The organism is Pseudomonas sp., from assembly GCF_035554175.1.
Lineage (GTDB): Bacteria > Pseudomonadota > Gammaproteobacteria > Pseudomonadales > Pseudomonadaceae > Aquipseudomonas.
Window position 1 is genome coordinate 170,365 of record NZ_DATMIV010000001.1, and the last position, 21,479, is coordinate 191,843.

Here is a 21,479-nt window from a genome sequence, read left to right on the forward strand (position 1 = left end):
CACTGCGGTTTTTTTATGCCTGTGATTTGGCGTTTGACGTTGATCCGTCATCAGCAGCGCACGTCCCGGTGCCCGTTCGGCTGTCGAAGCTGAACAGTGGCATACTCCCTCGCCAGGCATCGAGAGGTAAGGCAAGTGGGTGAAATTGACGATCTGACCCGGGAAAAACTGCGTGAATGGCAGTTACGTCGTCTACAAGTCAAAGAGCAGATGCAGGAGCAGCCCGAGCGGACGCTGGAGCTGTCGCGATTGCTCGACCTGATGGATGACGAGCACGCCGCGATTCTGGCGGCATCTGCTGTTTTCAACGCGGCCGAAGAGACCGAACAGCCGAACGCGTTAGAGACTCAACCGGCCATCGTCGCGCACGAACCAGCCTCGATGCCCGGCAAGTACGACCTGCAACTGCACGCCACCGCTAAAAGCCCTGAACACCTGCGCAGGCTTCTGGAAATGGCGCTCTACGAAGTGCAGGCGCAGCTTGATACAGGCTCGATGGCTGGCGACGCAGATCGACGCTATCCGGGCGGCATGGCGGGGACGCTGGGCGACTACTCCTTCGAGCTTCGTATCAATCCCGAGGCCGGCAATGAGGGCTACTTGCCGCACACCCATGAAATGCACGACGAGAATGACCAGGACTAATCTGGTGATGTGTCAAAGCCCAGGCGGCGAGGTTGTATGCACCCGGAACATTTTGATTTGGCCACCCCGGTATTTTTGCCCATCACCCACGATGTGTGTACGGCGTTGCTGCAGCCCGGTGGCGATGCAGCCCTGGGCAATCTGAGCGACCCGGAACTGGCAGCGGTACTGGTTATTCAGAACCTGGCTCAGGCCACGGAAAAGGATCTGAGCGCCAGCGCAGCGGAGAAAATTCTCGCCAGACTCATCGATTGGTCCGTCACATCCCGGCGTTCGGGCTCGGCTGGGCTGGTTTCAGAGGCGCTGCGTCTGTTCGATTCGCGCAAGTTGTATTTCGGGCTCAATGCGCTCAAACGCCTGAATCTGCGGTTTTTGATGGCCGATGAAGTGGCGGCGCAGGAGTATCTGTTGCCCGGTGGGCAGTGGGATGTGGACTACAAGATCCGCCACCAGAAGCAGAACAATCCGTTCAGTCAGCAAATGGTCACCCCTCGCGAGCGCGAGCACTGGTTGAGCGCTGCGCAAGACAAACTGCTCAAAACCTTTCGTGCCAATCTGGACGAAGACCTGCATGTTCAGGGTTATGCGGGCATCGGCAAGAGCTACATGCTCAGTGCCCTGATTGAATGCCTGCGCTCGAAAAGAACCCTGGTGCTGGCGCGCACTGCGGCGAAACTCGAGACGTTGCGCAAGCACATCGTGCAAGTGCACGACACTGAGGTCGGCCAGACGTTTTTCGATTTTGCCCAGGCCCAACTGCTGGGTCCCAGGTTTCACGCGGCAAAGACCCCATCGAGGATCCCGAGCAAACAGGCGCTCGCCCAGGAACTTAATATTTTCGGTTTTCGACACCACGATGGGCAGGGCACCCTTGAAGTTTGTCTGCGCGTGCTGGAGCTCTATTGCGCTTCACGTGATCACACCCTGTGCGCCAGGCACTTGCCACATTTCCAGCAACCCTTGAGCGGCATGGACGCGCAGGCACTGCTGGAATACTCCAGTCGCCTGTGGGTCTATCTTGAGGCCAATCCGGCCTGGGCCAGCCAGAGCGGCTTTCAGACATTGCTGATGATCAAGCGCGCCAGTCTCGCGGGTTGCCGGGTTCCGCCGCGCTATACCCATGTAATCATCGACGAAAGCCAGGACGTGCCGGCGTCGCTGCTGCAAATCATCGAGCGGGGGCGGCAGGTGCTGATCACCCTGGGCGATGAGTATCAACAGGCCAGCGGCGAACCGGTCAAGCGCAAGCGTGAAGTCCGGCAAAGCGATATTTGCTACTCGGTGCGCTCGGGTCGTAACGTCGAACGGCTGGTCAACCCGCTCATCTCGCGCCACACGCACAAGAGCAAAGTGCCTTTCGAAGGCGCCCGGCATGCGGATGTCGATATCGAGTATTACCCGGAGGCCTTCGTGCCGCCCGAGGGCTGCGTGGTGCTGACCGCATCACCCTGGGACACGATGATGTGGGCCATCCACCTGCATGATTCCAGTGCTGCGTTCAGTTTTCCCGACAAGGAGGCGCAGGACGACATCAAGCATTTCATGAGCACCGCCATCGAGCTGTTCCGGCGTGATTTCTACAACGCCGGGTATAGCGAAAAGGGGCCGCATCCGTATTTCAGCGACATGGCCGACTGGCAGCAGGTGCGTGATGCCAACCAGTTCGACGAAGCTTTTTTGTGGATCGAAGCGCAGTTGCAAAACGGCTTCATGATTGCCGATCTGACCCGGCTGAACCAGAGAATCATCGAGCCGGGCAAAGCCTGCCTGTTGATGATGGCCGAGCAGGCGGGTGGTATGGAGTTCAGGCGGGTGCTGTTGACCCGGGCGTTGCTCAGCAATGAGAAATTCAAGGACGCCTACGAGTTCGATCAGCGCATCTGCGCCGTGTACATCGGCATTTCCCGCGCCCGACAACAGCTTTACCTGCCTTACGACGTGGTCGAGTGGATCGACTTTCACGATTATCAGAAATTCCGCGAGTCCCACGGTTATTGACGGGCAACCCTGTGGGAGCGAGCCTGCTCGCGAACGCGTCGGCAGGTTCAACAACTGTGTCGCCTGACACGGCGCTTTCGCGAGCAGGCTCGCTCCCACAAGGCGTTAAGGGGTGTGTTCGGAGGTGCCGGTGTAGAGTCGGATAATCTCGTCAATCTCGCCGGACATCTTCATCCGCAGCAACGTACGTAAAATCCGTTGCACCGGCACCTCGGGGGCGTTCCTCACATAGCAGCCAATGTTCTGTTCCTGCAGCACCGTGACCCCTCGTAATTGCTGCTCTGGCAGCAGGCGTTGGTTGATCCAGTCCAGCGTCCACTGGTTGCTCACCGCGTAGCGATAACGCCCGGCCAGCAGTTTCTCCAGCACCTGTTCCTGATTGCGCGCGTCTTCACGTTGCAACTGATCGGCATCGAACAGCGGTTGCAGGGTCGGGTAGCTATAACCGAGTACGGTGCCGATGGCCTGGCGCGGCAGGTGAGCGGGGTTGACCGGCGCGGGTTGATCCTGGCGGCCAACCAGCAAGTCGCGCTGAAACCACAGCGGCACGCTCCAGATGTAATCGCCCGACTGATTCGGCAGCCACGACTGTGCGGCATAGCAGCGCACGTCGATGTCGCCGTGTTCCATGGCGCTCTGTACCCTAGCGCGCGGCAGTACGATGAATTGCGCCGGCACCCCGACCTGGGTCGCCAGGCTGAGCAGGATGTCGTGGAGAATGCCCTGGGTCGGTCTGCCGCTCTCCAGTTGCACCATCGGCATCGCCCAGCTGTCCGGCACGGCGATGCGCAACGGCGGTTGCGCTGCCGTCGCGCTCAGGCTGATCGCTATCAATGCCCCTAAGGCCCACCGCATAAACGCTCCGGTCATCGCCGTCCCGAACCGATAAAAGCCTCTGCTGATGCAGCTTAGCCATATTAGACGAGGACACCGGATGCAATTTTGCCCTTGCTCCGCTAGCATTAGCCGCTTCTGCTTCCTTCGCTGCGACGGTTTTCGATGAGTTATCAGGTTCTTGCACGTAAATGGCGTCCGCGCTCGTTCCGCGAAATGGTCGGCCAGACCCATGTGCTCAAGGCTCTGATCAATGCCTTGGACAGCCAACGGCTGCACCACGCCTACCTGTTCACCGGGACGCGCGGGGTGGGCAAGACCACCATTGCGCGGATCATTGCCAAATGCCTGAACTGTGAGACAGGTATCACCTCCAGTCCCTGCGGCGAATGTTCGGTGTGCCGCGAGATCGATGAAGGCCGTTTCGTCGACCTGATCGAGATCGACGCCGCGAGCCGCACCAAGGTCGAAGACACCCGCGAACTGCTCGACAACGTGCAGTACGCGCCGAGCCGTGGGCGCTTCAAGGTCTACCTGATCGACGAAGTGCACATGCTCTCCAGCCATTCCTTCAATGCGCTGCTGAAAACCCTCGAAGAGCCGCCGCCCTACGTCAAGTTCATCCTGGCGACTACCGATCCGCAGAAACTTCCGGCAACGATTCTTTCGCGCTGCCTGCAGTTCTCTCTTAAGAACATGACGCCTGAGCGTGTGGTCGAGCATTTGACCCACGTGCTGACGGCGGAAAACGTACCGTTCGAAGACGATGCGCTGTGGCTGCTCGGCCGCGCCGCCGATGGTTCGATGCGCGACGCCATGAGCCTGACCGATCAGGCCATCGCCTTCGGTGAAGGCAAAGTCCTCGCCACCGACGTACGGGCGATGCTCGGCACGCTGGATCACGGGCAGGTCTACGACGTCCTGCATGCGCTGATCGAAGGCGACGCCAAGGCGCTGCTCGAGGCCGTGCGCCATCTGGCCGAGCAAGGCCCGGACTGGAACGGCGTGCTCTCGGAAATTCTCAACGTGCTGCACCGCGTGGCCATCGCTCAGGCGCTGCCGGAAGGGGTCGACAATGGCCACGGCGACCGTGATCGCGTGTTGGCCCTGGCGCAGGCGTTGCCGGCCGAAGACGTGCAGTTCTATTACCAGATGGGCCTGATCGGTCGCCGCGACTTGCCGCTGGCACCAGACCCACGCGGCGGTTTCGAAATGGTCTTGCTGCGCATGCTCGCGTTCCGACCGGCGGATACGGCGGACGCGCCGAGGCAACCGCTAAAGCCAGTGGGGATCAGCCAGGCCACAGTTGATTCCGCAAACGCAGTGGCTGCCGCGCCGAAGCCTGCGCCGGTGGTCGCTGCAATAGTTGCGCCGACACCTACGCTCGCGCCTGAGCCAGCGCCGGTTGCCGCGCCTGTTGCAGAGCCCACCGCCGTTGCGTCGGTGGTTGAACCGCAACCGGAGCCTGAGCCTGAGCCCGAGCCGGTCGCCGTCGCAGCCGTGGTCGATCTGCCGTGGAACGACCCGGTGGAAGCCGAGCCCGAGCCGGCGCCGGTACAGCAGCCTGCCGTCGAGCCGGTGCTGGAAACCGCCAGCGAGCAGCCCGAGCTGCCGCCAATGCCGCTGCCGACCCCGGACAGTGCAGTGCCGGACGCTCCGGAGTGGGCCGCTGCGCCGATTCCCGAGCCGTCGGTCGCTGACGTCGATGCCGCCACGCCGGGCATTGACCTCGACGACGAACCGCCGCTGGATGAGGACTACATTGAGCCGGATATGGATTCGGCTTACAGCTACCTCGACGAACTGGCCAGCGAACACGCCGCCGATCCCGAACCTGAGCCCGAGCCGGAACCTGCCGCCGCGCCAGCGACAGGCCTGGCCTTGCAATGGCTGGAGCTGTTCCCGAAACTGCCGATTTCCGGCATGACTGGCAGCATCGCCGCCAACTGCACGTTGATTGCGGTCGATGGTGACCATTGGCTGATGCACCTCGACCCTGCCCACAGCGCACTGTTCAATGCCACACAACAGCGCAGGCTCAACGATGCGTTGAACCAGTTCCACGGGCGCCAGCTGAGCCTGACCATCGAGCTGATCAAGCCCGAGCAGGAAACCCCGGCCCAGGCCGCGTCCCGCCGCCGCGCCAACCGTCAGCGCGAGGCGGAGGAATCGATCCACGCCGATCCGTTCATCCAGCAGATGGTTCAGCAGTTCGGCGCGGTGGTGCGAAGCGATACTATTGAACCTGTCGACGCCTTGGTCACCCAAGGCTAATAACTGAAGGTGTTCGGCCTCGATGGCCGGGCGCTGTTTTGATCCAAGTACGTTTGAGGTGATTCCCATGATGAAAGGTGGCATGGCCGGCCTGATGAAGCAGGCGCAGCAGATGCAGGAAAAAATGGCCAAGATGCAGGAAGAACTGGCCAACGCCGAAGTCACCGGCAAGGCCGGCGGCGACATGGTCACCGTGGTGATGACTGGTCGTCACGACGTTAAAAGCGTGAGCATCGACCCAAGCCTGGTCGAAGGCCTGAGCGAAGACGACAAAGAGATGCTGGAAGCCGTGGTCGCCGCCGCCGTCAACGACGCCGTGCGCAAGATCGAAGCCAACAGCCAGGAAAAAATGGGCAGCATGACCGCCGGCATGAACCTGCCAGCGGGTATGAAACTGCCATTCTGATTCGCCATCGGGCGACAGATGAGCTACAAAAAATGCCAGGCATCGCGCCTGGCATTTTTGTTTCTGACCCGTTACCACTGCGCCCTGTAGGAGCTGTCGAGTGAAACGAGGCTGCGATCTTTTGATTCTGTTGTTTACAAGCAAGATCAAAAGATCGCAGCGTTCCGCAGCTCCTACATGAATGTGGTGCAGTGCGAAACATCGAACGCGCAACAGCCACAACGGTCTGCTCCCTATACCACCGAATTCCCCATTCCCAGGAGACGCTGACATGTCTGACCCTCTCACCCTCAATCAACGCTTTGTCCTCGCTTCGCGCCCGACCGGCGCGCCGACTCCGGAAAACTTCCGTCTCGAGCGCGAGGCGTTGCCGGATCTGCAGGACGGTGAAGTGCTGTTGAAAACCCTGTACCTGTCGCTCGACCCGTACATGCGCGGGCGGATGAGCGACGCACCGTCCTACGCCGCCCCGGTGCAGATCGGTGAAGTCATGACCGGCGGCGCGGTCAGCCGGGTCGAGCGCTCCAACCATCCGAAATTCCATGCCGGTGATCTGGTGGTCGGCGCGACCGGCTGGCAAAGCCACAGCATCAGTGACGGCCGCAACATCATGCCGATCCCCGCAGGACTGCCGAGCCCGTCAATGGCCCTCGGTGTGCTGGGCATGCCGGGGATGACCGCGTACATGGGCCTGATGGACATCGGTCAGCCGAAAGAAGGCGAAACCCTGGTCGTGGCGGCGGCGTCCGGCGCTGTCGGCTCGGTGGTTGGCCAGGTGGCGAAGATCAAAGGTTTGCGCGTGGTCGGTGTGGCTGGCGGTGCCGAGAAATGCAGATACGTAGTCGAAGAGCTGGGCTTTGACGCTTGCATCGACCACAAGGCCGATGACTTCGCCGAGCAACTGGCCAAGGCTTGCCCGGACGGTATCGACATTTATTACGAGAACGTCGGCGGACATGTGTTCGATGCGGTCGTGCCGCTGCTCAACCCCAAGGCGCGCATTCCGCTGTGCGGCCTGATCGCCGGTTACAACGCCGCCGAAGCGCCGACCGGCCCGGATCGCCTGCCCATGCTGCAACGCACGCTGTTGACCAAGCGCGTACGCATTCAGGGCTTCATCGTGTTCGATGACTACGGTGATCGTCAGCCGGAATTCATCAGCCACATGGTGCCATGGGTACGTGACGGCAAAGTGAAATTCCGCGAGGACGTGGTCGAAGGCCTGGAGCAGGCGCCCGAGGCGTTTATCGGTCTGCTGGAAGGGCGCAACTTCGGCAAACTGGTGGTCCGGGTCGCCCAGGACTGAGGATTTGACGCTGGCCGGAGGCGCGGGTATAAACCGCGTCTCGTTGTTTAGTCGGACTGTTTACCCATGAGCTTCAGCCCTTTGATTCGCCAACTGATCGACGCGTTGCGCACCTTGCCGGGCGTGGGTCAGAAAACCGCTCAGCGCATGGCGTTGCAGTTGCTCGAACGTGATCGCAGCGGCGGTACGCGCCTGGCCCAGGCCCTGAGCCAGGCCATGGAAGGCGTCGGCCATTGCCGCCAGTGCCGTACGCTGACCGAAGACGATTTGTGCCCGCAATGCGCCGATCCGCGCCGCGACGACACGCTGCTGTGCGTGGTGGAAGGGCCGATGGATGTTTATGCCGTCGAGCAAACCGGGTTCCGTGGCCGCTATTTCGTGCTCAAGGGGCATTTGTCGCCGCTTGACGGACTGGGGCCGGAAGCGATCGGCATTCCGCAATTGATGGCGCGGATTGAAGAGGCGGGGACGTTCACCGAAGTCATCCTCGCCACCAATCCGACGGTGGAGGGCGAGGCGACCGCGCACTACGTCGCCCAGTTGCTGCAGAACAAAGGCCTGATTGCTTCGCGGATTGCCCACGGCGTACCGCTGGGCGGTGAGCTTGAGCTGGTCGATGGCGGGACGCTGGCGCATTCGTTTGCCGGGCGTAAGCCGATTTCCCTCTGATAAAAATCAAAAGATCGCAGCCTTCGGCAGCTCCTACAGGGGAACGCATTCCAATGTGGGAGCTGCCGAAGGCTGCGATCTTTTGATCTTCTGCATCTTGAATACCAAGCAAGCGCTCGGTTAACGTCGGCGAACCCTTCCGTGGAGCTCGCCCATGCCTGCCTTTCAGGAATACTTCGACCCCAGCCACCAATTGGTTCGTGACAGCGTCCGACGTTTCGTCGAACGCGAGATTCTGTCGGACGTTGATCAGTGGGAAGAAGCCGAAAGCTTTCCCCGTGAGCTGTACCTGAAGGCCGGTGCAGCCGGGATTCTCGGCATCGGCTATCCAGAAACGTTGGGTGGCAGTCATGAAGGCGACGTGTTCGCCAAGGTCGCCGCCAGCGAGGAGTTGATGCGCTGCGGCTCCGCTGGCCTGGTCGCCGGGCTGGGTTCGCTGGATATCGGCTTGCCGCCGATCATCAAATGGGCGCGGCCAGAAGTGCGAGAGCGGGTCGTGCCACAGGTGCTCAGCGGCGAGAAGATCATCGCCCTGGCGGTGACCGAGTCCGGCGGTGGTTCCGACGTTGCCAACCTGCAAACCCGTGCCGTGCGGGACGGTGATTTCTACCGGGTCAGCGGCAGCAAAACCTTTATTACCAGCGGCGTCCGCGCCGATTTCTACACCGTCGCGGTGCGCACAGGTGCGCCGGGGTTCGGCGGCATCAGCCTGTTGCTGATCGAGAAAGGCACGCCAGGCTTCAACGTTGGCCGGCAGCTGAAGAAAATGGGCTGGTGGGCGTCGGATACGGCTGAATTGTTTTTCGATGATTGCCGCGTACCCGTAGGCAATCTGATTGGTGCCGAGAATATGGGCTTCGCCTGCATCATGGGCAACTTCCAGAGCGAACGCCTGGCGCTGGCACTGATGGCCAACATGACCTCACAGCTGGCGCTGGAGGAAAGCCTGAAATGGGCGCGCGAGCGCGAAGCGTTCGGCAAGCCGATCGGCAAGTTTCAAGTGATCAAGCACCGCCTTGCCGAGATGGCCACCGCGCTGGAAGTGTCGCGGGAATTCACCTATCGGCAAGCGGCGAAAATGGCGGCGGGGCGGAGTGTGATCAAGGAGATTTCGATGGCCAAGAATTTCGCCACCGACACCTCGCACCGGATCACCAGCGAAGCGGTGCAGATCCTTGGCGGCCTGGGTTACATGCGTGAAAGTCTGGTGGAGCGGCTGTATCGGGATAACCGGATTCTGTCGATCGGTGGCGGGACGCGGGAAGTGATGAACGAAATCATCAGCAAGCAGATGGGGCTCTAAAAGCAAAAGATCGCAGCCTTCGGCAGCTCCTACAGGGAAATGCGGATCCCTGTGTAGGAGCTGCCGAAGGCTGCGATCTTTTGATCTTGATTATTTATCGGTCAACGCAAACTGCGTCAGGCAAAAGGTAGGAATGCCCATGTCTTCAAGACGCTGCGAACCTTGCAGCTCGGGCAGGTCAATGATCGCCGCCGCTTCATGCACCCGTGCGCCCATGCGGCGAATCAGGTTGGCCGCTGCGATCAGCGTGCCGCCGGTGGCGATCAGGTCATCGAACATCACCACCGAATCGCCTTCACACAGGCTGTCGGCGTGCACTTCCAGAAACGCTTCGCCGTATTCGGTCGCGTAACCTTCGGCCAGCACGTCCGCCGGCAGTTTGCCCTGCTTGCGAAACAGCACCAGCGGCTTGTTCAACTGATAGGCCAGTACCGAACCGATCAGAAAGCCACGGGCATCCATCGCGCCGATGTGGGTGAAGTCGGCTTCGACGTAGCGATGAGCGAAGCTGTCCATCACCAGCCGCAGGGCGGTGGGCGACTGGAACAGCGGGGTGATGTCGCGAAAGATCACGCCTGGCTTGGGGAAGTCGATCACGGGGCGGATCAGGGATTTGATGTCGAAGGAGTCGAAGACCATCGGGGTGTCCTGGCAGGGCTGCAAACGGCGCAGTATACCCGCGGCTGAAACGATTCGCTCAACCGCGGGTCGTGATCAGCCTTCGATCGAGCCGCCGGCCAGCGCGCAGAGCTGGATCGGGTCGAGGATGTGGATCTCTTTGCCCTCGGCGGCAATCAGTTCGTTCTGCTGGAAGCGGGTGAACACTCGCGACACGGTTTCCACCGCCAGGCCCAGATAATTGCCGATTTCATTGCGCGACATGCTCAGGCGGAACTGGTTGGCCGAGAAGCCGCGGGCGCGGAAACGCGCCGAGAGGTTGACCAGAAAGGTGGCGATGCGCTCGTCGGCGGTTTTCTTCGACAGCAGCAGCATCATCTGCTGGTCGTCGCGAATCTCGCGGCTCATCACTCGCATCAGCTGACGGCGCAGTTGTGGCAACTGCAGGGCCAGTTCGTCGAGGCGCTCGAAGGGGATTTCGCAGACCGAAGTGGTTTCCAGTGCCTGGGCCGACACCGGGTGCTTCTCGGTGTCCATGCCCGACAGGCCGACAAGTTCGCTTGGCAAATGAAAGCCCGTCAGTTGTTCTTCGCCGGCATCGCTCAGGCTGAAGGTCTTCAGGGCGCCGGAACGTACTGCATAAACGGAATCGAACGTGTCGCCCTGGCGGAACAGGAACTCGCCTTTTTTCAGCGGGCGGCCGCGTTTAACGATTTCGTCCAGCGCATCCATGTCTTCCAGATTCAAAGAAAGTGGCAGGCAGAGAGGGGCCAGGCTGCAATCCTTGCAATGAGCCTGGTTGTGAGCGCGCAGTTTGACTGGCTCGGACATTTCTTCAATCCTTGTGGGAAAACACACATAAGCCGTAAGGGTAACCCACGGAAGGACATTCAGGCCAGCACGCGGCGGCGTTGTCCTACAGACATAAAGCCGCAGCACCTGCGGCCGATAACCCGCTATCAGCATTCATCCAAGGAAGGCCCCGATGACCGCCATTGGCACGCTAAGCCCCGGTAGCAGCGGCGTTGCTGCTTCGCCAGAGGTAACCAGCACCGACACTGCAATCGACCGCGATGACGACATGTCAAACACGGCAACCCCGGCCTTGGTCGAGGGCGTCAAAGTGTCGCTGTCCGGGGCGGCCATCGCCAAATCCGCCGCTGTCGGCGGCGAAAACAGCGATATCGACAACAGCGGTTTGCCGGAGAACATTCAGCAGTTGCTGAAAATGATCCGCAAAATCCAAAAAGAAATCATCGAAAAGAAAGCCCGCATGGCGGCGGTGATGTCAGACAAAACCCTCTCCAATGAGGAAAAGATCAACAAGCTCGCCGCACTGCGTGGCGCCATCGCGGCCCTGAACAGCGGCCTGATCACCGCCAGTCTGGCCCTGTCCAAAGTCATGAATCAGTCGGCGCTGAGCCCGGATCAGAACCTCAAGGTCGGCTCATTGCTGACCAAGCCTTAAATCACTCGCGAGAAACGCTGGCGGTTGTGCTGCTCAAGGTACGCATCGAAAACCATGCACACCGAGCGCACCAGCAAACGCCCCGCCGGCAAGACTTCGATCCGCTCGCGATCGAGTTTGATCAGGCCATCTTCGGCCATGCCTTGCAGCTGCGGCCACAGCGCGCCGAAATAGCCCTGGAAATCGATGTTGAATTGCTGCTCGATCTCGGCAAATACCAGAGTGAAATTGCAGATCAGCTGCTGAATCACCGCGCGACGCAAGCGATCGTCGGCGCTGCACACCAGCCCGCGACTGGTTGCCAGTTGCGCGCTGGCGAGGGCGTTCTGATAGGCATTGAGATCGCTGCTGTTCTGGCAATACAAATCGCCAATCTGGCTGATCGCCGACACGCCCAAACCAATCAGGTCGCAATGACCGTGAGTGGTGTAACCCTGGAAGTTGCGTTGCAGGGTGTGTTCTTCCTGAGCGACGGCCAATTCGTCATCCGGCAGGGCGAAGTGGTCCATGCCGATATAGCGGTAACCGGCCCCCGTCAATTGCTCGATGCTGCGCTGGAGCATCTCCAGCTTCTGCGCCGGGCTCGGTAACTCGCTGCTGTTGATCCGCCGCTGCGGCATGAAGCGTTCCGGCAGGTGCGCGTAGTTGAACACCGAAAGGCGATCCGGTTGCAGGCTGATCACTTCAGCGACGGTGCGGGCGAAGTTGTCCGGCGTTTGCTTGGGCAAGCCGTAGATCAGATCGATGTTGATCGAGCGAAATTGCAGGGTGCGCGCGGCATCGATTACCGCGCGGGTTTCTTCCAGGCTTTGCAGGCGATTGACCGCGCGCTGCACCGCCGGGTCAAGGTCTTGCAGGCCGATGCTGACCCGGTTGAAACCCAGTTCACGCAGCAGGCCCATGGTCGACCAGTCGGCCTCGCGCGGATCGATTTCGATGCCGTAATCGCCGGAGTCGTCATTGAGCAGATTGAAATGCTTGCGCAGGTGCGCCATCAGCTGGCGCAGTTCGTCGTGGCTGAGAAAGGTCGGCGTGCCGCCACCGAAATGCAACTGCTCGACGGTTTGCGCCGGGTCGAGGTGGCAGGCCATCAGCTGGATTTCCTGCTCGAGCCGTTGCAGATACGGCTGGGCGCGGCCGCGATCCTTGGTGATGACTTTGTTGCAGGCGCAGTAGTAGCAGATGTTCGCGCAGAACGGCACATGCACGTACAGCGATAGCGGCCGCTGCGCCTTGCGGCTGTCGCGCAGGGCGTGGAACAGGTCGAAGGTGCCGACCTGACCGTGAAATTGCACGGCCGTCGGGTACGAGGTGTAGCGCGGCCCCGCCAGATCGTAGCGGCGGATCAAATCGGTGTCCCAACGAATGGCGTCGAGCATGCGGGCATTCCCCCGGATAGGCTGGCAGTGTGGCGAGTCTATCGGGGCGCGGCGATGGCGCTGTTGATTTGCATCAACAGCACAAGATCAAAAGATCGCAGTGTAGGAGCTGCCGAAGGCTGCGATCTTTTGATCTTAATGTCCCATAAGCCAATGCTGATGGGGCCCCGGCAAGGTCCACAAACCAAACAGAATCACCAGCAAACCACCGGCCATGCGCACGCTGCGTTTGCGCAGGATCGCGGTAACTCTTTCAGCCGCGAGCCCAGTGGCCAGTAGTACCGGCCAGGTGCCGAGACCGAACGCCAGCATCAACAGTGCACTGTCCAGCGCATTGCCCTGACTCGCGCTCCATAACAACGTGCTGTAAACCAGCCCGCATGGTAGCCAGCCCCACAGCGCGCCGAGCAGCAAGGCGCGCGGCAAACTCGAGACCGGCAGCAAGCGATTGGCCACTGGCTGGATGTAACGCCACAAACCACGCCCAAGCGATTCGATGCGCGTCAGGCCGCTCCACCAACCGGCCAGATACAAACCCATGGCGATCAGCAGCAGCCCGGCCAGCAGGCGCATGAACAGCGCCGCCGGGCTGTTGGCGACTGCCCAGCCCGCCAGGCCGATGAGCAGTCCCGCCGTGGCATAACTGAGAATCCGCCCGAGGTTGTACGCCAGCAACAGGCGAAAGCGCCGGCTGCGCTGTTCCCTGGGAATCGCCAGGGTCAGCGCGCCCATCAAGCCGCCGCACATGCCCAGACAATGACCGCCACCGAGCAGGCCCAGAATCAGCGCCGAAACCAGCAGGGGCGCCAGTTCAAGCATGGGGGGGCGCCTTGTCGTCCGGTTTGCCGGCGTTGGCTTCGTCCACTGCTGCGGTGTGATTCGGGTCCTGATCGTCGAACAGGATGCTGTGGGCCGGGCCGTCGAGGTCATCGTACTGACCGCTGTCCACCGCCCAGAAAAAGATGTACACGGCGATGGCGACGATCAGCAAGGCAGCGGGAATCATCACGTAGAGAGCTGGCATTAGTAACTCCAGGCCCGCGCGGTTCAGGCCGGCAGCGGGCGGGTTTGTGCCGGGCTGCTGGCGGCCGCCGCGCTCGGCAGGCGAGTCAGGCGCAGGGCGTTGAGCACCACGGTCAGCGAACTGATCGACATGCCGACCGCCGCCCATATCGGAGTGATCCAGCCGAGGGCGGCGAACGGCAACATGAGGCCATTGTACAGTGCCGCCCACAGCAGGTTTTCGATGATTACCCGGCGCGTGCGCCGCGCCAGTGTGAAAGCTTGCACCAGGGCGTCGAGGCGATTGGACAACAGCACCGCGTCGGCGCTGGTTTTCGCCAGATCGGTGGCCGAGCCCATGGCCACGCTGATGTCCGCCGCAGCCAGCACCGGCACGTCATTGACGCCGTCGCCGAGCATCAGCACCTTGCGCCCTTCCTTGTGCAGTTGCTGCAGCACTTGCAGTTTGTCATCGGGGCGCAAACCGCCACGGGCCTCGTCAATGCCCAGTTCGGCGGCGACACTGGCGACCATCGGCGAACTGTCGCCGGACAACAGCAAGGTGCGCCAGCCCCGCGCTTTGCAGGCTGCGAGCAGGGCCGGGGCGTCGTCACGCAAGCGGTCGTCGAGCACCAGCCACGCCAGCGGCCCTCGCGTGTCGGCCAGCAGCAGCCATTGCCCGGCTTCTTCGGGCATCGATGGCAGCGCTGCGCCGCTCAGAGCGCAAGCGAAATCAGCCTGGCCGATGCGCAAACGTTGTTCGCCGACCACCCCTTCAAGGCCCAGGCCCGGCGTGCTGTGCACCTCTTCGGCCGCCAACGGTGCGCGACCGAACGCCCGGGCGATCGGGTGTTCGGAACGGTTTTCCAGAGCGGCGGCGAGGCTCAGGCATTGTTCACTGTCGAGCGCGCCGAGCGGGCGAATCGAGCGCAGCACCAAGCGACCTTCAGTGAGCGTACCGGTCTTGTCGAAGATCACCGTGTCGATCTGGTTCAAGCCTTCGAGCACATGCCCGCGCGTCAACAGCAGACCCAGTTTGTGTAGCGTGCCGGTGGCGGCGGTGAGCGCGGTCGGCGTCGCCAGCGACAACGCGCACGGGCAGGTCGCCACCAGCATGGCAAGGACGATCCAGAATGCCCGCGACGCATCCAGCTGCCACCACAGCAGGCCGATGGCTGCCGCAGCACTCAGCGACGCCAGCAGAAACCACTGAGCGGCGCGGTCGGCGATTTCTGCCAGACGCGGTTTCTCCGCCTGAGCACGGTCAAGCAGGCGCACGATGGCAGAGAGCCGCGTGTTCTGTCCCAGCGCCTGCACTTCCACGGTCAGTGCGCCTTCGACATTGAGGGTGCCAGCGGTAACCGCATCGCCCAACGTGCGCGCTTGCGGCAGGTACTCACCGGTCAGAAGCGATTCGTCGATGCTCGACTGGCCGTCGATGATCTTGCCATCGGCCGGCAGAATCGAGCCGGGCGGCACCAGAATCCGCTCGCCCAGACGCAATTCGCTGAGCAGGATGCGTTCGCTCTGGCCATGCGCATCAAGGCGCAGGCACGAGGCGGGCAACAGATTCACCAGTTGCGCAGTGGCGGCAGCGGTGCGTTCGCGGGCGCGACGTTCCAGATAGCGTCCGGCCAAAAGAAACAGTGCGAACATGCCGACGGCATCGAAGTACAACTCGCCCACCCCGGTAATCGAAGTCCAGATTCCGGCGATGTAAGCGCTGCCGATCGCCAGCGACACCGAGACGTCCATGGTCAGGTGGCGGGTGCGCAAATCGCGCATCGCGCCTTTGAAGAACGGCGCGCAGCTGTAGAACACGATCGGCGTGGTCAGAAACAGCGCGACCCAACGCAGGATGGTGTGCAGCTCCGGGCTGAGGTCGATGTTGAATTCCGGCCAGGTGGCCATGGTCGCCATCATCGCCTGGAACCACAGCAGCCCGGCGACGCCGAGTTGGCGCAGGGCCAGGCGATTCTCCCTGGCCAGTTGTTCGCTGGCGCGGTCGGCCTGATAGGGATGGGCGGCGTAGCCGATGTGGCGCAGCTCGGCGAGGATCTGGCTCAACGGTAACTGCCCATCGGCCCAGCGCACGTGCAGGCGATGGTTGGACAGGTTCAGCCGCGCCTCGGCCACGGCGGGCAGGGTGCGCAGGTGTTTCTCGATCAGCCAGCCACAGGCGGCGCAACTGATGCCTTCCATTAACAGGGTGGCTTCGGCCAGATCGCCTTCGTGGCGAACGAAGGGTTGCTGCACGTCGGCGCGATCGTACAGCGCCAGTTCATCGGTCAGTTGGACTGGCAGGGCTTCGGGGTTGGCCGAGGCTTCGCTGCGATGCTGATAGTAGCTTTCCAGGCCACCGGCGACGATCGCTTCGGCCACCGCCTGACAGCCCGGGCAGCAGAATTCGCGGGCCTGCCCGAGGACGACGGCGGTGAAGCGGCTGCCCGATGGGACGGGCAGGGCGCAGTGGTAGCAGGGGGTTGGACTGGTCATCGAATGGTCACTAATACTGCTGAGTCAGCACCATCCCCGTAGGAGCTGTCGAGTGCAACGAGGCTGCGATCTTTTGATCTGGTCTTTGAAATCAAAAGATCGCAGCCTCGTTGCACTCGACAGCTCCTACAGGGGGGGCGGTTCACTTCTTGAGGTCTTCCGCGCCCTGCAGCGGCTCATCTCCCAGCAGCAGATCCTTGTCATGACTGACCAGCTCTTCTTCAAACATGCGCCACACATGCTCATCCTGACTGCCGAGCAACTCGACAAAGCGCCGCCCCTCGACCTTGTCGCTCAATTGGCCAATGTAGCGCCCGGTCTGGCTTTCGCTGCGGGTCAGCACGATCTTGCGATCCTTTTCCGGCTGGGTCGGCGAGATCAGGTTCAGTTCCAGGGACTGCGGCTGGCTGTCGCCACTCAAGCGCACATCGACTTCGCCAGTCACGTCATCCAGATGCACTGCCGCGCGCAGTTTCAGGGTTTGCGCCAACAATTCACGGTCCAGTGAACGGTTGATGCCTTTGCCCGCTTCGTAATAATTGTCGTTGACCAGATTGTCCGGGTTGTTCACCGCGATGGTCACCATGGACAGGGTCAAGGCCACCGAACAGGCCAGAATCGCGATGATGATCCATGGCCAGAGGTGCCTGTACCAAGGGCTTGCGGCGTTTGCAGCGGGCATGTTCAAAATTCTCTCAGCGGATTTGTGGGCCGATGAATCGGCTCTTGGCTTCAACGTGGACGCTGTCGTCATCGGCGTCCTTGAGGACGAATTTCACCTCGTTGGTGCTCGACGGCAATTGCTCCGGTGCGCTCGACAACTCGACCGGCATGCTGATGATGTCCCCGGCGGCAACCTTGATCTCGCGCTGGCCTTGCAGGCGCAGGTCCGGCAGACCTTCGGCTTGCAGGACGTAGGTGTGGTCGCGCTGATCCTTGTTCATGATCTTCAGGCTGTAGACGTTTTCGATCCGGCCTTCGGCGTTTTCGCGATACAGCACGCGGTCCTTGCTGACGTCGAAACCGACCAGAGAGCGCATGAAGAATGCTCCGACCAGCAGACTGATCATCGCCAGCAGCACCACGGCATAACCGATCAGGCGTGGCCGCAGTTTATGGGTTTTCTGCCCGGACAGGTTGTGTTCGGTGGTGTAGCTGATCAGCCCGCGCGGGTAATCCATCTTGTCCATGATGCTGTCGCAGGCGTCGATGCACGCGGCGCAGCCGATGCACTCGATCTGCAGGCCATCGCGGATGTCGATGCCGGTCGGGCAGACCTGCACGCACATCGTGCAATCGATGCAATCGCCCAGGCCGAGCGCCTTGTAGTCGATGCCTTTCTTGCGTGGGCCACGGCTTTCGCCACGGCGTGGGTCGTAGGAAACGATCAGTGTGTCCTTGTCGAACATCACGCTCTGGAAGCGCGCATACGGGCACATGTAAATGCACACTTGCTCGCGCAACCAACCGGCATTGCCGTACGTGGCAAGGGTGAAAAAACCGACCCAGAAATACGACCAGCCATCGGCTTGGCCGGTGAAGAAATCGATGACCAATTCACGGATTGGCGAGAAGTAGCCGACGAAGGTCATGCCGGTGACAAAACCGATCAGCAGCCACAGCGAGTGCTTGGCCAGTTTGCGCATGAACTTGTTGGCGCTCATCGGCGCCTTGTCGAGCTTGATGCGCTGGTTGCGGTCGCCTTCGGTGACTTTCTCGCACCACATGAAAATCCACGTCCACACGCTCTGTGGACAGGTATAGCCGCACCAGACCCGACCGGCGTAAACGGTGATGAAGAACAGGCCGAACGCGGCAATGATCAACAGGCCCGAGAGCAGGATGAAATCCTGTGGCCAGAATGTGGCGCCGAAGATGAAGAACTTGCGCTCCGGCAGGTTCCACCACACCGCTTGATGGCCACCCCAGTTCAGCCACACCGTACCGAAATACAGCAGAAACAACGCCGCACCGCCGAGCATCCGCAAATTGCGGAACAGGCCGGTGAAGGCACGGGTGTAGATTTTTTCTCGTGAGGCATAAAGATCGACGCTGTTGTTCGCGTTCTTGCTCGGCGGCGTGACGTCGTGTACCGGAATCTGATTGCTCATCATTGCATCCCACGGCAGTGGAAAAATGCCTCGGTCGATACGTGCCAACCCAGGTCAAAAAGAGATGTTGCAGTGGCGCAATGATACGCCTGTCACGCTGATGAACGGGTGCGACCTTTGGTCGCGTTGGGGGCGAGGCTTAAATGGTGTAGTGGACTGAACAAATCATGATCCAGATCAATTGACTATAGACGATTGATCAGGCCCGCCCTGGCGGGCGGGCCTGTTTCGACACTTGCACTCTCTGCAAAAGCGTCAGTCCAGCCTGCCGCCACCGAGGCCGTCGAGTTGGTTGCCGCGTTTTTTCCCGCCGTCGTCAATGCTGATCTCAACGGCGGTGGAAGGGGGAGTTGCAGGCTCGACGTCCTGCTCGGTGTAGGTGAAGTCCTCGTATGACTGCACACAATCGTGGTCGTTGTCTCGCATGGCTTTCTTCCTTGAAGTCCAGGGGCGGCGAAGTGTTCCGCCGTGGCCCGTGATGGGCGAAGGAAAACTAAAGGGCACACGATTGCGCGTCCAGCGGGCAATCGTTCCGGTTTGTTTCTTTGGCAGCAAGTTTCTGCTACTGACTTTGTATTGAACCTGATAGTTGTTACTTGCTTGGTGTGTGTTGTGTGTGGCTGGAAATAAAAGCATTTAATTAATCGGTTTTGCTTCTTTGAGTTTTTTTGTGCTTTCGAATAGTTTGATTCGCCGGCATTAAGCCGGTGCTATGTAATTTAATGGAGAAGTATCTGATGGTGATTAATAAACTTGTAGGGTTAGTTGTGGGTGTGTGTTTGCTGTTATCTATGCCTCTGGTGCATGCGACGCCGAATGGCCCGCAGTACATGGTATTCGCCTCGGATACGCAATATCCCTGGACAGACAAGACTGACAGTAAAGAACCGGAGTCCGACGAGGCGTTTACCGAGCGTTCGAAATGGCTGGTTGAAACGCAACTGGCGAGTATTGCCGCCTTCCGGAATGCCCATGGTGGGCAGGCGAAAGTACCACTGATGATCAATGGCGATATCACTGCTTTCGGCCATGACTGGCAGCGCTCTTATATGAGGGCGGCGCTGGACAGGCATTTCAATGGAGATTTTCTGTACGGTCTGGGTAATCACGACTATGAAAACAACGTTGATGATTGTTTCAGTAATAGTTGCGCTGCAGGGAGCATCGTTGAGTTCAGGAAACATCATGAGTCCAGGGTCGACAACTTTGATGTGGCGTCCAGGCAAGGTTTCTTTTATCGAACGTATACCGGCAGCCTCGCTTATTCAAAGACCATTGGTGACGTGCATATGGTTCAGCTCAATAATGAGCCGACTTATAACCGAAGTATTTCGCATCCTCTCAACCCTACCGAGTTCAAAATCAATGACGCTCTGGACTGGCTGGAAAACGATCTGCGACTGGCAAGAGTCGGGGGATACACCATCATTATCAACATGCATAAGCCGATGAGAATGATGGGCGATGCCACTCAGCAGAAGCGGTTTTTTGACATGATCGATAAATACCAGGTCACCGCAATATTTGCCGGTCACCTGCACAAGGACGGCGGCGACGTTTATTGGAAAGGTAGCGTACCGATGTACCTGAGTGGCGCGACTTCTCAGCAGACCTATCTGATCAGTCGTTTTACCGAGGATCGCAGAGAGCTGGAAATCTATCTGGTGAAAAACAATCAATGGCAAGACCGCGAGTTGATCGACACCGTTGCGGTGAAATCCACCTGGGCCAACCGCCCATAAAAACGGCCCTGCTCATCTTCATGGGCAGGGCCGCTTTCTGTTACATCGGGCGTAACCTTACTCGGCCTTCGCCTCCGGCGCCTTTTCACCGTGGGACAGGCTGTAGACATAGGCTGCCAGCAGGTGGACCTTGTCGTTGCCTTGCAGTTGTTCCTGCGCGGGCATCTGGCCCTGACGGCCGTAACGGATGGTCTGCTGCAGTTGCGCGAAGCTCGAGCCGTAGATGAAGGCGCCCGGATGCGTCAGGTCAGGCGCTCCCATGGCTGGCGTGCCTTTACCGGCAGGGCCGTGGCAGGCTACGCAGTTGGCGGCGAAGAGTTTCTGACCGTTGGCCGGATCGGCCTTGGTGCCTTCCGGGAGTTTGCGCCCATCGAGGTTGGTCACCACAAAAGCTGCCACGTCGGCCACGCCTTGTTCACCAATGACTTCGGCCCACGCCGGCATCACCGCGTGGCGGCCGCCCATGATCGTGGTCTTGATGGTTTCCGGCTCACCGCCCCAGCGCCAGTCGGCATCGGTCAGGTTGGGAAAGCCGTAAGCGCCCTTGGCGTCGGAACCGTGGCACACCGAGCAGTTGGAGGCGAACAGACGGCCGCCCATTTTCAATGCCTGCGGATCCTTGGCGACTTCTTCGATCGGCATCGCCGCGAACCTAGCGAAGATCGGACCGAAGCGGGCGTCCGAACGGGCCATTTCCTTTTCCCATTCGTGAACGCCGGTCCAACCGGTCTGGCCGTTGGCGAAGGCGGTCTGTTTTTCGGTGTCCAGATAGTCGTAACCCGGCAGCAGACCTTTCCAGTTGCCCAGCCCCGGGTACAGCACCAGATAGCCTAGGGCGAACACGATGGTGCCGACGAACAGCATGAACCACCATTTCGGCAGCGGGTTGTCGTACTCCTCGATCCCGTCGAAGGAGTGGCCGACCGTCTCGTCCGTCTGTTCGCTGCGCTGGCCCTTGCGGGTCGACAGCAGCAGCCAGGTCAGGGCGAAGATCGTACCGAGACTGAGGACTGTGACGTACAGACTCCAGAATGTAGTCATTCTTTGTTACTCCTAGAAGCTTGCTCGACGTGCTTGATGGCTTCGGGATCATCCGCAAAAGGCAGCATGGTCGCGTCGTCAAACTCCGACTTGCGCTTGGGGCTGAACACCCACAACGCCAGACCGATGAAGGCCACCATCACGACAACGGTGCCCAGGCCTCGAATCATCCCGATATCCATCAGAT

At 60.5% G+C, this 21,479-nt stretch carries 21 protein-coding genes; 9 read left to right on the forward strand and 12 right to left on the reverse strand.

The features are described from left to right. The first annotated feature begins 135 nt into the window (after positions 1-135). Positions 136-645: a hypothetical protein gene (locus tag VNV36_RS00745; RefSeq protein WP_325715289.1), complete on the forward strand. Its 510-nt coding sequence runs from the start codon at positions 136-138 to the stop codon at positions 643-645. Between the two features lie 36 nt (positions 646-681). Then, on the forward strand, positions 682-2,643 hold the full coding sequence (locus tag VNV36_RS00750) for a hypothetical protein (protein WP_325715291.1): 1,962 nt from the start codon (positions 682-684) through the stop codon (positions 2,641-2,643). Positions 2,644-2,748: 105 nt separating this feature from the next. Here the strand turns inward: VNV36_RS00750 and VNV36_RS00755 are convergent, their stop codons facing one another. Then, complete coding sequence (locus VNV36_RS00755) at positions 2,749-3,498, reverse strand: substrate-binding periplasmic protein (RefSeq protein ID WP_325715293.1); 750 nt, start codon at positions 3,496-3,498, stop codon at positions 2,749-2,751. 144 nt (positions 3,499-3,642) lie between these two features. Between VNV36_RS00755 and dnaX the strand changes: the two genes are divergently transcribed. From dnaX to VNV36_RS00780, 5 genes are all read left to right on the forward strand, one after another. After that, positions 3,643-5,751: a DNA polymerase III subunit gamma/tau gene (gene dnaX / locus VNV36_RS00760; protein WP_325715295.1), complete on the forward strand. Its 2,109-nt coding sequence runs from the start codon at positions 3,643-3,645 to the stop codon at positions 5,749-5,751. A gap of 67 nt (positions 5,752-5,818) precedes the next feature. Then, positions 5,819-6,157 carry a YbaB/EbfC family nucleoid-associated protein gene (locus VNV36_RS00765; RefSeq protein WP_003223337.1) on the forward strand — a complete coding sequence of 113 codons (339 nt, stop codon included), beginning with the start codon at positions 5,819-5,821 and terminating at the stop codon, positions 6,155-6,157. Between the two features lie 271 nt (positions 6,158-6,428). Next, positions 6,429-7,463, forward strand: coding sequence for an NADPH-dependent curcumin/dihydrocurcumin reductase (gene curA / locus VNV36_RS00770; protein ID WP_325715298.1), 1,035 nt, complete (start codon positions 6,429-6,431; stop codon positions 7,461-7,463). Between the two features lie 66 nt (positions 7,464-7,529). Beyond that, positions 7,530-8,132 (forward strand): recombination mediator RecR, encoded by a 603-nt coding sequence (gene recR / locus VNV36_RS00775; RefSeq protein WP_325715300.1) that lies wholly within the window; start codon positions 7,530-7,532, stop codon positions 8,130-8,132. Positions 8,133-8,286: 154 nt separating this feature from the next. Further along, a complete protein-coding gene (locus tag VNV36_RS00780; protein WP_325715302.1) occupies positions 8,287-9,435 on the forward strand; it encodes an acyl-CoA dehydrogenase family protein in 1,149 nt (382 codons plus the stop codon). Positions 9,436-9,525: 90 nt separating this feature from the next. On the opposite strand, the gene VNV36_RS00785 is transcribed toward VNV36_RS00780, so the two are convergent. Then, on the reverse strand, positions 9,526-10,074 hold the full coding sequence (locus VNV36_RS00785; protein ID WP_007918333.1) for an adenine phosphoribosyltransferase: 549 nt from the start codon (positions 10,072-10,074) through the stop codon (positions 9,526-9,528). 75 nt (positions 10,075-10,149) lie between these two features. Next, complete coding sequence (gene fnr, locus VNV36_RS00790; protein WP_016773865.1) at positions 10,150-10,884, reverse strand: fumarate/nitrate reduction transcriptional regulator Fnr; 735 nt, start codon at positions 10,882-10,884, stop codon at positions 10,150-10,152. A gap of 154 nt (positions 10,885-11,038) precedes the next feature. Between fnr and VNV36_RS00795 the strand changes: the two genes are divergently transcribed. After that, the gene (locus tag VNV36_RS00795; RefSeq protein WP_325715306.1) at positions 11,039-11,521 is read left to right on the forward strand and encodes a hypothetical protein; all 483 of its coding nucleotides are present in this window, start codon (positions 11,039-11,041) and stop codon (positions 11,519-11,521) included. Here VNV36_RS00795 and hemN read toward each other — a convergent pair. The 7 genes from hemN to VNV36_RS00830 form a co-directional block, all read right to left on the reverse strand. Beyond that, a complete protein-coding gene (gene hemN, locus VNV36_RS00800; RefSeq protein ID WP_325715308.1) occupies positions 11,518-12,900 on the reverse strand; it encodes an oxygen-independent coproporphyrinogen III oxidase in 1,383 nt (460 codons plus the stop codon). The genes VNV36_RS00795 and hemN overlap by 4 nt on opposite strands. A gap of 135 nt (positions 12,901-13,035) precedes the next feature. After that, positions 13,036-13,719, reverse strand: a complete 684-nt coding sequence (locus VNV36_RS00805) for a sulfite exporter TauE/SafE family protein (RefSeq protein WP_325715310.1) — start codon at positions 13,717-13,719, stop codon at positions 13,036-13,038. Beyond that, positions 13,712-13,924 (reverse strand): cbb3-type cytochrome oxidase assembly protein CcoS, encoded by a 213-nt coding sequence (gene ccoS, locus VNV36_RS00810; protein ID WP_039763029.1) that lies wholly within the window; start codon positions 13,922-13,924, stop codon positions 13,712-13,714. Before ccoS ends, VNV36_RS00805 begins: the two co-directional genes overlap by 8 nt. Before the next feature lie 23 nt (positions 13,925-13,947). Then, positions 13,948-16,398: a heavy metal translocating P-type ATPase gene (locus VNV36_RS00815; protein ID WP_325715313.1), complete on the reverse strand. Its 2,451-nt coding sequence runs from the start codon at positions 16,396-16,398 to the stop codon at positions 13,948-13,950. 142 nt (positions 16,399-16,540) lie between these two features. Further along, complete coding sequence (locus tag VNV36_RS00820) at positions 16,541-17,080, reverse strand: FixH family protein (protein ID WP_325715315.1); 540 nt, start codon at positions 17,078-17,080, stop codon at positions 16,541-16,543. A 13-nt stretch (positions 17,081-17,093) separates the two neighbouring features. Continuing rightward, entirely contained in the window at positions 17,094-18,509 is a 1,416-nt protein-coding gene (ccoG, locus tag VNV36_RS00825; protein ID WP_325715317.1) for a cytochrome c oxidase accessory protein CcoG, read from the reverse strand. Positions 18,510-18,764: 255 nt separating this feature from the next. Next, complete coding sequence (locus VNV36_RS00830; protein ID WP_325715319.1) at positions 18,765-18,935, reverse strand: hypothetical protein; 171 nt, start codon at positions 18,933-18,935, stop codon at positions 18,765-18,767. Between the two features lie 311 nt (positions 18,936-19,246). Here VNV36_RS00830 and VNV36_RS00835 point away from each other — a divergent pair, with 311 nt between their 5' ends. Continuing rightward, positions 19,247-20,251, forward strand: coding sequence for a metallophosphoesterase family protein (locus VNV36_RS00835; RefSeq protein ID WP_325715321.1), 1,005 nt, complete (start codon positions 19,247-19,249; stop codon positions 20,249-20,251). Between the two features lie 57 nt (positions 20,252-20,308). Here VNV36_RS00835 and ccoP read toward each other — a convergent pair whose 3' ends face one another. Together ccoP and VNV36_RS00845 are read right to left on the reverse strand one after the other, a co-directional pair. Further along, positions 20,309-21,292, reverse strand: coding sequence for a cytochrome-c oxidase, cbb3-type subunit III (gene ccoP, locus VNV36_RS00840; protein ID WP_325715322.1), 984 nt, complete (start codon positions 21,290-21,292; stop codon positions 20,309-20,311). Further along, entirely contained in the window at positions 21,289-21,474 is a 186-nt protein-coding gene (locus VNV36_RS00845) for a CcoQ/FixQ family Cbb3-type cytochrome c oxidase assembly chaperone (protein ID WP_016775513.1), read from the reverse strand. Before VNV36_RS00845 ends, ccoP begins: the two co-directional genes overlap by 4 nt. Positions 21,475-21,479: the final 5 nt, after the last annotated feature.